Consider the following 12,859-nt stretch of genomic DNA (forward strand, 5'->3'; position numbering starts at 1 on the left):
ACACTGTCACAACTGACGATCCACTTTCCAGATCGCTTGGAAAAATACATCAGCTTATGAGGCCATTTGGCTGACACAGAGTTTTGAACATCCTCGCACTGAATACGATAGTGCAGGTGCTTATTTACTGTGCGTTGCGCTCCTCTCAAATTAATCCTGGAGAACTTGCTTATAGCCCTGTACATATACCCAATCAGTATTCTTGGCGGGCAAATGGCATCCGAAACAGTTGTTGAGCCCGCTACCTTTCCAGGATGTTGTTTCACTTTGTGCTACACCAGGCTTGAATAAGGCCCATCCCCAACCCTCAGCCCAGGCTTCGTTATCAGGAAATCGTCCTTTACTATCTTTTACCATCATAAATGTGAACTGAAGGTCAGAGAAGTAGTAGGCCAATCCTGTGGTTAATGGTTCGGATTTAGTACTATTAACGTCTTTTACCAACACTGTGCCATCAGGGAATTTTCCACTTTGACGATATGCATCTACCGCTTTAGGTTGTGTATAAACGTAATGTGTATCCCAGCCCTTACCGTTTGCAAGCTTTACCTGATAGGAACCAAGGAATGTCCAGTTTCTTCGATAATCTTTGGGCAAGGTGATATTTCCTTTCCTATCAACAAAATTAGTATAGGTTGACCTTAGATCTACTTCGGCATGGGCATGAAAACTAAGTACAAGTACTAATGTGACTAAGCAGGTGGCGTGCATAATAACTCTTCCTTTTCTGACTCAGTTGTGGTGAGGCAAGCTATGATCCTCAATTTGTTGAAAGTATAGGGAGGAGTGGGCCAGTCGGCTGTCAGCTAGCTGACACAGAGTTTTGAACACCCTCGGAAAATGTCAGTTCCTGGCCAATGCTTCCAGGTTGGGTTTATTTATTAGGCAGATATATTGCCGTGTGTAGTCAATCACGCCATTCAGCTTCCAGCGACTAAGAAGCTGGCTGACAGTTTGCCTGCTACCGCCAACCATGGCAGCTAATTCTGCCTGAGATAATTTCACATCCAGCTCATGTCCATGACCACAAGACTGCCCTTGATAGTGAAAAAGCTGAATCAGTAGGTTAGCCAGCCTAACCGGTAAGGGCGCGGTTATGTGTAGAAATAGGCGTTGTTGTATTTGCGATTCTCTGGTGGCCAATTGCACTATTAGATCTTGGGCGGTTTGTGAAATGGCATTCATCATAGTATCAAGATATTCTATAGGGGCTATTTCTAATTCACAGCCTGATTTTGCGATAGCTTCGATATCTTGCGTTTGCCCACTGAGGCCCGGTCCAAACCAAGATCCTGGGCCATAAAGGTCTAAAATGCCTGAGTTACCATTTACATCTACTTTATGGATAAGAACATAGCCTGTATGAATAAAGTAAATATGAGGAGTAGTATCTCCCTGCCGGAATAACACAGTTTCTTTTGTGTACCTAGCTTTCTGGGCTTTGTAAGCTACTTCTTCCAATTTTTTCAATTCCTGTTGAAATTTTAGGCTTAGGCCTACGAGTATACCACTAGTGATTGTTCAAAATTCTGTACCAGCAAAATAGGCTCAGGTGGTCCGTTGGAAATCTCTTTGCTGCTATGGTAGGCAATGTGTGTGGATATCTTGGCTGTTATTGCTCATGGCTAACGGGGCGATAATCTTCCTAGTTATCTTTAAAATAGGTGCTATATTAGCTTCAATGGCATTGACCTCTGGATGCAGTCGGAAAAATAAATAATTTAGAAAACCCATAACGGGTTGGTGAATTTTTTAAGTGGCGTTATGTGGAAAGGGAAAGACTGTGCTTAAGCTTCGAGAATAAATTGCTGCTAAACTATGGAGGCTAGCGGCTTGATGAGTCAATGAAAGTACTGGGAAATCAATTTTTGTGCGGCAATATTAGTTATCAATCGCGGGTTTTAATAGAGTGCTGTTGAGGCCGGTTACAATGGTTTCTGTAGCCGTTTCGCTTCATTGATCAGAGCATCGGTTCTTGCATACATCTATGTAGAATATCCTCGGATTTACATAGATTCGTCCGATGGTAAACACACCCCTAGCTCGCACTCGTAAGTCCAAAGCGTAGAGTGTGGGGTGCAGCTGTTTTTCTCATTAGAGGAAGCTTAAGTCTGCTTAAGCCCCTTCCGACCAATGGATATCCTGAAGCTTATTGCCGAATTGAAATGAAATGGAAATCCGGTCATCATACCGGCGCTCCTTCTAAAATAGCGTAACCTTAAGTTCAATACTTCGCGTATTGATGCAGCCGACCAAAATCCTCCACTGGTGCCCATAGCCGCAGTAGAGGAACGAGGAATCTGCAGCTACCATTTTTTGGCTTTGGTTGACATTTCAACGCCTTTCCACTAGTTTCGCGACCACGATAAGAGGTGCCTTCTGCCCGATGTTGGCTGAGAAGGTTAAACGGGAAGTCCGGAATTCCGGCGCTGCCCCCGCAACGGTGATCCGCCTGAGCTATCAGCGGTAAGCCCGATACCGGCCTCTTCTCGAAACACGATGGAGCGGAGGGCTACCATCTCGCAATACGATCTTTCACGCTTCGTCGGCGTGCCGCATTGCTATTCCTCCCTCGATCCCATGAGCTTTTGTCCTTAGGGGTTGAAACTTGAAAAAATCTTTATTGAGCTTGACTGTGCTGTCAGCTGTGAGTGTGCCAGTACTTGGCGAATCTACCGATAGTGCATCTTCTATTCCCGACCTGGAAACTTTAGTTGTTGTGAGCTCCCGCCAAGATGAGCCTTTGCGCAGGATCGCCACTTCGGTAACCGTATTGGATGAAGAGCAACTCAAAGCACGAGGTTTGGCTTCCCTGGCCGATGTGCTGCGAAGCGTACCTTCGGTTTCTGTCAACAACAGCGGTGGTATTGGTAAGACAACCTCGCTACAGGTGCGGGGGGAATCTGGCTTTAGAACGCTGGTCCAAATAGATGGCATCGATATTTCTGATCCAACCGGTCTCCAGTCGGGTGCTCATATTGAGCATATTATGAGCAGTAATTTGCAGCGAGTAGAATTGCTACGCGGTCCGCAAGGCATGCTCTATGGGGCTGATGCTGGTGGTGTACTGGATATCTCGACCCGTCGAGAGGATGAAGGGCAGCGCTTTGAATTATCCGCTGAGGGTGGTAGCTACGATACTGAGCGCTACAATGCCAGTGCCAGTGGAGCCAATGAAACACTGGATTACTTCCTTTCAGCTGCGGCGCTGGAAACCGATGGTTTCAATACCAGCAGCGATGACACTGAATTGAGGGATGACGACGGTTATGATAACGAGACTTTACATGGCCGAGTAGGCTGGAATATCTCTGAGCTGTGGCGAGTGGAAGCTGTAGCGCGGGATACCGATGCCTCAGGTGAATATGATCGTTGCGGCTGGCCCTCTCAGGACGATTGTAACTTTGATTTCAGCCAGGAAAGTGCTCGTGTCAGCTTGGCTCACAATGGCGAAGATGGTCAACAAGAGTTGGCCTATTCACATTCTGATTTGAAGCGCATCTACATTGGAGGGGGAACTTCCTATGAGTATGAAGGTGATATTGAAAAATTGAACCTCACTGGTTCTCATGGGTTTAGTCGCGAACATGGGATGGTCTACGGGGTGGAGCACCGTGAAGATACTTCGGGAGACTTGGACCGGGATCAGTGGGCGGTTTATTCTGAATACCGGGGAAGCTATGCCGATCAAGCCTATATCACCCTTGGTCTTCGCCATGACAACAACTCAGATTTTGGCCGCTTTAACAGTTTCCGCGCCAGCTCAGCGTACCTGTTTGAGAATGTTGCCAACGGTACTGTAAAGATAAAAGGCAGTTACGGTACCGGCTTCCGCGCTCCCAGTCTGTATGAAGTTAATCACAACGCTACCGCAACTGATCGGTTGACTTCTGAGCCACTAGAACTGCCAACACTATCGCCGGAAGAGAGTCGAGGCTTGGACCTTGGTGTTGAGTACTTTGGTGAAAATTCCCTCTATCTGGAATTCGTACTGTTTAAGCAGGTCATTGATAAGGAAATTGGCTGGAATAACGATGCGTATGGTTACCTGCAAAGCCAGGGAACAAGCAAATCCCGTGGAGTTGAATTGATAGCCGAAACTCAGGTCACTGATACTCTGCTGCTGTCAGCCAACTACACCTATACCGATGCCGAACAGGCTGATGATTCTCCACGCCCGCGAATCCCGAAGCATTTGGCTAACCTGGGCTTTACCTATAAACCGACCGGCGCTCTTAGTCTTCTGGTGAATCTACGCTCTAGTGCTGGAGCGGAAGATACAGATGGCTCCTCCATAGATGATTACCAAGTTTTGGATGCTAGCGTACGTTACCAGTTGAATAATGCTACTGCCGTTTACATTCGTGGAGAAAACCTCGCGGATGAAGACTATGAGGAAGTGCCTGGGTATAACACCGCGGGCGCTGCTGCTTATGCCGGTGTGGAATTCAGCTTCTAAAGCACTCTCTATAATAGATTCTTGAACTGAGGTGACCATGTCGGAAGACCAGCAGAAAAAAAATGCCAAACACAAACAGGCAATGCAAAAACATAAGGCGAAGGTTGATGCAAATATAGCAGCGGCCGATATCCAGCGTGGAGTTGCTGTATTGCTAACTGGTAATGGCAAGGGAAAATCCAGCTCTGCTTTCGGCATGGTTATACGTGCGCTAGGTTATGGCCAGAAGGTGGGGGTAGTGCAATTTATCAAAGGTGCACAACAATCTGGAGAGGAACTCTTTCTCAAAAACCATTGCCCTGAAGTAAACCTCTACCAAATGGGTACGGGCTTTACCTGGAATACACAGGATCGCGGCAGTGATATAGCAGCTGCAGAGCGAACCTGGGAGGAAGCCGGGAAAATGCTCACCGATGCCAGCTATGATCTAGTGGTATTGGACGAGTTAACTTATATGCTCGCGTATAAATACCTGGATGAATTACAGATATTGAAAGCTTTGGCGGAACGCCCTCCAGAGCAGAGTGTGGTAGTGACCGGCCGCGGCGGTGGTAGTGCTCTGCAAGAGCTGATGGACACTGTGTCTGAAGTAAAAGATATAAAGCATGCCTTTAAAGCTGGGATCAAGGCCAGGAAAGGGGTCGACTACTAAGTTGTATTCGTTATGTCCGTATTGATGATCCAGGGCACCACCTCGGATGCTGGCAAAAGTACTCTAGTTGCGGCGCTTGCCCGCTATTTTGCCCGGCAGGGACTTTGTGTTGCTCCATTCAAGCCACAAAATATGGCGCTCAATAGTGCAGTCACTACGGACGGTGGCGAAATAGGGCGGGCGCAGGCGCTACAGGCCCAAGCTTGCGGAATAGAACCGCATAGCGATATGAACCCTGTGCTGCTTAAACCTGCTTCAGACACTGGGGCTCAGGTGATTATCCAGGGCAGGGCGCTGGGAAATATGCAGGCCCTGAATTACCACCATTACAAATCCACTGTACAAAATGCCGTGCTGGATTCCTTTAAACGCCTTAGTGATCAATATGAGCTGGTGCTTGTTGAAGGCGCGGGAAGTCCGGCGGAAATCAATTTGCGGGAAAATGATATTGCCAATATGGGTTTTGCTGAGGCGGTGGATTGCCCTGTGGTGTTAATTGCTGATATTGATCGCGGCGGTGTTTTCGCCCACTTGGTAGGCACCCTCGAGTTACTGTCCCCAACTGAACGCGACCGCGTAGTTGGATTTGTGATCAACCGCTTTCGTGGCGACTTGCAGCTGCTAGAGCCGGGGCTCGAATGGTTGGAAAACTACACCGGTAAACCCGTTCTCGGGGTATTGCCATACCTCCACGACCTGTACCTGGATGCGGAAGATGCGATTAGCACCCAGCAGGCTGGTGCTGATGCTCGGCTAAAGGTAGTGGTACCGGTGCTGCCCCGAATTAGTAACCATACAGATTTTGACGCACTGAGGTTGAACCCGGATATTGACCTGCAATTTGTTAGCGTGCGTGAATCAATCCCCCCTTGCGATTGGGTTATCCTGCCTGGAAGTAAAAATGTGCAGGCTGATTTGGCCTATTTAAAAGAAAATGACTGGCCTGCACAACTGGATCGGCACTTGCGTTATGGTGGAAAACTCATAGGTATTTGTGGCGGCCTGCAAATGCTGGGAAAAGAGGTGCAGGACCCAGATGGGGTAGAAGATGTCCCCGGCAGTGAGCTAGGCCTCGGTTATCTGGATTACATAACCAGGCTGCAGCCATATAAGGCATTAATAAATGTTACCGGGTTTCTATCTCTGGGAAATCAGGATAATGACCAGGGGGATATCGCCCTTCAAGGCTACGAAATACACTGCGGGATTACAGAAGGGCCAGCTTTGCAGATCCCCGCGGTATTTCTTCATGACGAAGCTGGAAACCTTAGGCCAGATGGGGCTATCAGTGCCGACGGGCAGGTGCTTGCTACTTATGTGCATGGGCTTTTCGATTCTCCGCAAGCCCAAAATGCGCTGTTTTCCTGGGGCGGCCTAACAGGGGCTACACCGCTGAACCTGAATGTCCATCGTGAGAAGCAGTTGGATAGGCTGGCTGATTCTATTGCCGAACATATGCAGAACTCTTGGCTTAGGCAATTCGGACGAGACCAAGGTGGGGCAACATTGGAAGAGGTAAGCCGATGACAATCGCCCGTGTCAAAGCTTTGAATCTTGCCTGGTGGGTATTGCCCGCAGGGCTCACAATGAGTTTTGTTGTCGCAGTGGCCGTCGGTGCTGTATATCTTTCACCTTCTCAAGTTGTCTCTGCCCTCAGTGGGCAAGGGGAGGGAGGTCTGGCAAAAGATATCGTCCAGGCAATTCGCTTGCCACGGGCTTTACTGGCGGCAGGAGTAGGAGCAGTACTCGCCATCTGTGGTGCGATGTTACAGGGCTTATTTCGCAATCCACTGGCTGACCCTTCATTAATTGGGGTTACTGCGGGTGCTTCCCTTGGTGCCTGTCTGGCTATTTTACTTGGAGCAGAAGTAGCCGGTGGCTTTGGAAGTTTGCCGGTGGTATCAATTTCGGCATTTTTCAGTGGCTTGCTAGCAGTGACATTGGTTTATCGGGTGGCAAAAAGTATCAATGGAACCTCGGTGGCCACCATGCTGCTGATGGGTATCGCTGTGACTGCTCTATCAGCAAGTTTAATCGGGCTGATGGAATACTTTGCAGATAATGACACGTTGCGTCGTATGAGCCTCTGGCTAATGGGTGGGCTGGATGCGGCCAGCTATCCCCGTGCTTTTCTGATTTTGGCAGTATTGTGTGGGTTGCTTGCCAGCCTGCCCGGTTTTGGTTCTTCACTGAATGTTCTTTTGCTGGGGGAATCCCAGGCACGGCATCTCGGTGTCGATGTGGAGCGGGTAAAAACCAGCTTGATCGTGCTTGTCGCTGCAGGGGTGGGAACTTCAGTTGCCGTGGCCGGCAGTATTGCTTTTGTGGGTTTGGTGGTGCCGCATATAGTGCGGTTGTGGGTGGGGCCGGATCATCGCCAGCTGTTACCCCTATCGGCGCTGGCTGGCGCCAGCCTGTTATTGGTTTCTGATACCCTCGCACGCACAATTATTGCGCCCGTCGAGATACCGGTAGGGTTGATTACCGCCCTGATTGGGGTGCCATTTTTTATTTCCTTGTTACGCAAAAACAGGGGGTCCCTCTAATGGCTCTGTTACAGGCTGAGGGAGTCACGGTAAGTGTGGACAATCGACCGCTGCTTACCGATGTATGTCTTGACGTTGATGTCGGGGAGCTGGTTTGCGTGATTGGTCCCAACGGTGCCGGTAAGTCGACACTATTGCGCGCACTTTGCGGTGAATCTGCGATGGAGACTGGAAGAGTTCACTTTAAAGGTGAGTCGCTTGCTAGTTTGCCCGCTCGCAAGCGAGCCAGGCAGTTGGCAGTTCTGCCACAAAGCAATCCGCTTTCATTTGCCTTTACGGGCCTTGAACTGGTTGCCCTCAGCCGCACGCCACACTCCACAGGCACTGAGCGAGATAGAATTATTTGTTTGGAAGCTATGGCGGCACTGGACGTTTGCCATTTATCTGGGCGTCTCTATCCCACATTGTCGGGCGGTGAGCAGCAGCGCTTGCAACTGGCACGGGTAATGGCACAAATCTGGCGTGCTGAAGATGGAGGAGATCGTTTGCTTCTGCTGGATGAGCCGGCTACCAGCCTCGATATCGCTCATCAGTACGAAATGATGAGAGCGGTGCGCGACTTTGCGCGAAGTGGTGTGGCTGTTGTGATGACGGTGCATGATCTCGCTCACGCCAGTGGTTACAGTGACCGGATCCTCGCCCTTAAGCATGGCCGTAGCATGGCCTATGGTTGCCCAGAAACGGTACTGACCGCAGAAAATATGCAGCAACTCTATGGTTACAGCGTCACAGTGGTACCACACCCGGTAACTGGTAAATCCCTGGTGGTTGCCGATGTATAACAACAGTAATTTGCACCTGATTCTCGGTGGTGCGCGCAGCGGCAAGAGCCGACTGGCACAGCAGCGTGCTGAACAGTGGCTGCAAAGTAACAATGCCGGTGGACTTAGTTACCTGGCAACTGCTACAGCGGGGGACGAGGAAATGTCTTCTCGTATCGCTCGTCATCAAGGAGACAGGGGGCAACACTGGCAAACTATTGAAGAGCCTATCGCGTTGGCTGAGGCTTTAGATGCATCCCCTAAATCTCACTGTGTTTTGGTGGATTGCCTGACGTTGTGGCTCAGTAACTGCATTCATGAAGGCGTCTGGGCGCGTGAACGCGAAGCATTGATGCAGCGTGTTGATCAAAGGCGCAATAATTCAGAAAACAATGCCGCCCCATGGATATTCGTTAGTAATGAAGTTGGCTCCGGGATAGTGCCTCTTGGGCAATTATCACGGGAATTTGTGGATGCTGCAGGCTGGTTGCACCAGGCGTTGGCGGAGCGGGCTGACAGCGTAACCCTGGCTATTGCCGGTTTACCTCTGACGGTAAAATAGATTGAGCACGAGAGGCGAAAGGTTATGTCTGATGAACTGAGCTGGCTCTATAACCCGGCACCTGCACCAGATCAATCGGCTCGAAATGCAGCTATTGCCCGGCAGAAACAATTGATAAAGCCAGAGGGCGCACTCGGCCGGTTGGAAACTATTGCTGTAGATTTTGCCGGGTTCCAGGGTAAAGGGCAGCCTCAACTTGAACGCCTATCTGTGCGTGTTTTTGGAGCTGATCACGGTATTGCAGCCCAGGGCACTTCGCAATTTCCCCAGGCCGTTACCTCAGTAATGCTTAATATTTTCTGTGAGGGTGGGGCGGCCATCAATGTATTGAGTCGAGAGCAGAATGCAGACTTTGCTGCTATTAATTTGGGCTGTGTGGTGCCCACTGAGCACCCTGAATTGATCGATGAGGTCATTGCGCCTTCTACAGCGGATTTTTCCCAAGGTAAACCCGCGATGACTTATGGGCAGCTCATAAGTGCGTTTAATGTGGGACGAAGGCACTCTACTGATAGTGATTGTTTTATCGGCGGGGATATGGGGATCGGTAATACCACCTCGGCAGCTGCAATTTTTGCTGCTTTGTTTGATTTGAAAGTTCCAGAAATCACAGGGAGAGGTACAGGTATCGGTGATGATGTACTCGCCCGAAAAATTGCACTGATTGAATCTGCTTTGGAGCAGCACAGCGCTGCTCTGGATTCCCCCGTGAGTATTCTGCAAATTCTCGGTGGTTTCGAAATTGCGGCCCTGGCCGGGGCATTTATCGCCTGCGCCCAGCGGGGAACCCCGGTTCTGGTTGACGGATTTATGGCCACGGCTGCAGCTGCTGTTGCTGGAGCTATCAATCCCTCTGTAAAACCCTGGTTCTTATTTGCGCACTTGTCGGATGAACTTGGGCACAAACTGGCCCTAGAGCGTATGGGGGTTAGTCCTATGCTCAACTTCAATATGCGGTTGGGGGAGGGTACTGGTGCTGTTCTGGCTATAAGTATTATTAGGCAGGCGCTTAACCTGCATAACAAGATGTTCACATTTAGCGAAGCAGGTGTACCTGTTGAGGATTGACCTGTTACGACATGGCGCATGTGCTGGCGGTAGTATATTTCGTGGCCAGATTGATGTCTCCTTAACTGAAGAAGGTTGGGAGCAAATGTGGCAAGGACTCAGGGATCTTACCGGCCCATGGGATAGAATTATCACTTCCCCACTGGGTCGTTGCCAGGCATTTGCTGCCCAGCTGGGCCACAAAAGAAAGTTGCCAGTAGATATTGTTCCCGGTATCCGCGAAATTAGTTTCGGTGAATGGGAAGGGCAAGCGATCGACAAAATCTGGACCGAGCACAAAACCTTGTGTAATGCATGGAGCCGCGAGCCAGAAAAGCACTGTCCCCCAGGCGGTGAGCCTTTCACATCTTTCCGGTCCCGGGTGCTACAGACTATTAGCGAGCTGTCTGTGCGCTACTCGGGAGAATCTCTATTATTGGTAACCCATGGTGGCGTGATCAAGTTACTGCTGACCATTGCCAATGGTTGGGGGCCCGGTCAGATGATGTCGTTACAGGTAGGCTATGGATTTGCCGCGTCAATGGAATACGATTGCAATAGCGGGACTTTCGGGATTCCCTATCCGGGGCAGGATGCCTATGTTTATTGTCCGTAAATTTTCAGGTCTTATCCAGGCATTCCTATATGCACTGGTCTTTCTTACCCGGCTGCCAGTCGCGGGATTGTTGTACCGGGTCGATAAAGAAACAGTAGAGCGATCAATATACTTCTATCCGTTTGTTGGGGTTGTTATTGGGCTTCTATTATCGGCCGCAGCATACCTGCTGGCCCCACTGGGAATTCAGCTACAGGCGGCAATATTGCTGGGGTTTTGGGTCATTTTAACTGGTGCCTTACATCTTGATGGTCTTGCCGATTGTACTGATGCCTACTTTGCCGGTCACAAATGTGCTGATCCTGAAGAGAGGCGCAATCGAATCCTCACTGTAATGCATGATCCACATTGTGGCTCAGTTGCGGTTGTTGCACTTGTTGTATTTCTACTGATTAAATTCGCAGCGATCGCAACTCTACTTACAGCCGAACTGGATGCGATAGAAAACTGGATATACCTGCCGCTGGTACTGTCGCCGATGTTGGCCAGGGCGGCAGCGTTATCTCTAATGAGTATTTCAGACTACGCCCGTGTGGAGGGTTTTGTTCCACCCTCTGGCTCAAAGAGAAGATGGGAGCTATTGTCTGTGGTCATTATCGTTACGGCCATCGCTTTCGCAACAGCTCCTATGGCCATCGTAGTTGGAATGGCTAGTGCTTTACCTGTGCTGATTCTTTGTTGGCGTCATTTATGGGAGAAAACTATTGGTGGTTATACCGGTGATTGTCTGGGTGGCCTGGTCGAAATTATTGAGCTCGTAATACTAATTCTGTGGGTAGCTCTTGCCAGTGTTTAAAATTTGAGTGTTACAAAACAATAAGTTTAGAGTTAGACGAGTTAAATGATGTCTCGGAGTATTTTCACAATCTTCATTACCACCTTGAGCCTTTTATGGACAGGCTCTTGTTGGGCCGATAAACCAGTACGTGTACAGGATGTACGGGGGCACTGGATCGAATTGCCAGCGCCGGCAGAACGTATTGTTGCCCTGGCTCCACATATTGTAGAAAATTTCTATAGCGCAGGTGCGGGAGAGAAGCTGGTTGCTGCTGTTAGCTATAGCGATTATCCCGAGCAAGCAAAGAAGTTACCAAAGATTGGCAATTACAAAGCACTAAGCTATGAATCTTTGCTGGCTCTGAAACCAGATCTGATTGTCGCCTGGGGGTCGGGAAATGGCGATGAAATGATCCAAAAGCTGGATAATCTCGGGTTTACGGTATTCGTCACTGAGTCCCGAACTCTGGAAGATATTGCAAAGAATGTAACAATTTTTGGCGAACTTGCCGGCACAAGCGAAAATGCGGATCGCACCGCAAGCGAGTGGCTTAAGAGGCTAAATGAGCTCCAGCAAAGCAACAAGAAAAAAACACCGGTAAGTGTATTCTACCAAGTATGGAATGATCCCCTCCAGACACTCAACGGCGAGCATTTGATCAGCGATGTGATCCAAACGTGTGGTGGCCGTAATGCATTTGCTGATGCGATGGTTTTAGCACCCAAGATCAGTATCGAGTCTGTTCTTAACCGGAATCCTGAAGTGATTATTTCCAGCGGCATGGGAGAAAGCCGGCCAGATTGGCTGGATGCCTGGAAAGCCTATCCGACACTCAATGCGGTTAAGAATGACAGCCTCTATTTTGTACCCCCAGATATAATTCAGAGACATACCTTTAGAGTGTTGGATGGGATGGAAATGGTTTGTGATTATCTGAACAATGTGCGAATGAAGGTTGGTGCAGGTACTACAACTAAAGATGGTCTGTAATTCTCAGCGACGTGGAAAAATTAAACTATTCCTACGTACACTAAAGTAATTTATGGGCATCTCTATAAATTCGGAGATAAATTTACGAATTATTGGAGTGCTATTTTATGGTTGAGTTTTAGTTGTAAAACTGAGCTTATCTGTAGTAGTTCAGACTTGATCTGACAGTTACCGGTTTTTCAGAAGGTGCTTTGTCAGGTCAAATTCAGTTTACGAGTTTTTCCTTCCAGATGCTTTTTCCATCTTCAAGTGTTGCCATCGGAGTGCGGCCACAACACTTTTTACCCTGATGGGTACGGTCATTATTGTAATATGTGAGCCATTCGTCCAGATCCTTTTGTAACTCTTCTATTGATCCATAGATCTTCCGGCGTAATGAAGGCTGGTAGAACTCTTGTAGAATGGTTTTATGGAAGCGCTCACAGATGCCGTTGGTTTGTGGATGCCT

General features: G+C 48.9%; 13 protein-coding genes and 1 riboswitch. Of the genes, 10 read left to right on the forward strand and 3 right to left on the reverse strand.

The features are described from left to right. Positions 1-150 precede the first annotated feature (150 nt). Both ACCI49_RS21530 and ACCI49_RS21535 read right to left on the reverse strand, forming a co-directional pair. Positions 151-711 (reverse strand): cytochrome P460 family protein, encoded by a 561-nt coding sequence (locus tag ACCI49_RS21530; RefSeq protein WP_371841293.1) that lies wholly within the window; start codon positions 709-711, stop codon positions 151-153. 132 nt (positions 712-843) lie between these two features. Beyond that, positions 844-1,461 carry a Crp/Fnr family transcriptional regulator gene (locus ACCI49_RS21535; RefSeq protein ID WP_371841294.1) on the reverse strand — a complete coding sequence of 206 codons (618 nt, stop codon included), beginning with the start codon at positions 1,459-1,461 and terminating at the stop codon, positions 844-846. A gap of 892 nt (positions 1,462-2,353) precedes the next feature. Next, positions 2,354-2,501, forward strand: a riboswitch (cobalamin riboswitch). A 107-nt stretch (positions 2,502-2,608) separates the two neighbouring features. On the opposite strand from ACCI49_RS21535, the gene ACCI49_RS21540 reads away from it, so the two are divergent. Genes ACCI49_RS21540 through ACCI49_RS21585 form a run of 10 tightly spaced genes read left to right on the forward strand, consistent with a single transcriptional unit; the run spans position 2,609 to position 12,411 of the window. Then, positions 2,609-4,459 (forward strand): TonB-dependent receptor plug domain-containing protein, encoded by a 1,851-nt coding sequence (locus ACCI49_RS21540; protein ID WP_371841296.1) that lies wholly within the window; start codon positions 2,609-2,611, stop codon positions 4,457-4,459. 37 nt (positions 4,460-4,496) lie between these two features. Further along, positions 4,497-5,111: a cob(I)yrinic acid a,c-diamide adenosyltransferase gene (cobO, locus tag ACCI49_RS21545; protein WP_371841297.1), complete on the forward strand. Its 615-nt coding sequence runs from the start codon at positions 4,497-4,499 to the stop codon at positions 5,109-5,111. A gap of 12 nt (positions 5,112-5,123) precedes the next feature. Continuing rightward, positions 5,124-6,638, forward strand: coding sequence for a cobyric acid synthase (locus tag ACCI49_RS21550; protein ID WP_371841298.1), 1,515 nt, complete (start codon positions 5,124-5,126; stop codon positions 6,636-6,638). Further along, on the forward strand, positions 6,635-7,657 hold the full coding sequence (locus ACCI49_RS21555) for a FecCD family ABC transporter permease (protein ID WP_020415298.1): 1,023 nt from the start codon (positions 6,635-6,637) through the stop codon (positions 7,655-7,657). The genes ACCI49_RS21550 and ACCI49_RS21555 overlap by 4 nt, the downstream gene beginning before the upstream one ends. Then, complete coding sequence (locus ACCI49_RS21560) at positions 7,657-8,439, forward strand: heme ABC transporter ATP-binding protein (protein ID WP_020415299.1); 783 nt, start codon at positions 7,657-7,659, stop codon at positions 8,437-8,439. The genes ACCI49_RS21555 and ACCI49_RS21560 overlap by 1 nt, the downstream gene beginning before the upstream one ends. Next, positions 8,432-8,980 carry a bifunctional adenosylcobinamide kinase/adenosylcobinamide-phosphate guanylyltransferase gene (cobU, locus tag ACCI49_RS21565; RefSeq protein ID WP_353375365.1) on the forward strand — a complete coding sequence of 183 codons (549 nt, stop codon included), beginning with the start codon at positions 8,432-8,434 and terminating at the stop codon, positions 8,978-8,980. Before ACCI49_RS21560 ends, cobU begins: the two co-directional genes overlap by 8 nt. A gap of 24 nt (positions 8,981-9,004) precedes the next feature. Then, entirely contained in the window at positions 9,005-10,048 is a 1,044-nt protein-coding gene (gene cobT / locus ACCI49_RS21570) for a nicotinate-nucleotide--dimethylbenzimidazole phosphoribosyltransferase (protein WP_371841299.1), read from the forward strand. Then, positions 10,038-10,643, forward strand: coding sequence for a histidine phosphatase family protein (locus tag ACCI49_RS21575; protein ID WP_371841300.1), 606 nt, complete (start codon positions 10,038-10,040; stop codon positions 10,641-10,643). Before cobT ends, ACCI49_RS21575 begins: the two co-directional genes overlap by 11 nt. After that, the gene (gene cobS, locus ACCI49_RS21580; RefSeq protein WP_371841301.1) at positions 10,627-11,439 is read left to right on the forward strand and encodes an adenosylcobinamide-GDP ribazoletransferase; all 813 of its coding nucleotides are present in this window, start codon (positions 10,627-10,629) and stop codon (positions 11,437-11,439) included. Before ACCI49_RS21575 ends, cobS begins: the two co-directional genes overlap by 17 nt. 48 nt (positions 11,440-11,487) lie before the next feature. Further along, entirely contained in the window at positions 11,488-12,411 is a 924-nt protein-coding gene (locus tag ACCI49_RS21585; protein WP_371841303.1) for a cobalamin-binding protein, read from the forward strand. Positions 12,412-12,616: 205 nt separating this feature from the next. Here the strand turns inward: ACCI49_RS21585 and ACCI49_RS21590 are convergent. Then, positions 12,617-12,859 (reverse strand): integrase core domain-containing protein (locus tag ACCI49_RS21590; protein ID WP_371840492.1); only part of this gene is annotated, 243 nt, incomplete at its 5' end.

The organism is Microbulbifer epialgicus, assembly GCF_041447265.1.
Taxonomy (GTDB): Bacteria; Pseudomonadota; Gammaproteobacteria; order Pseudomonadales; family Cellvibrionaceae; genus Microbulbifer; species Microbulbifer epialgicus.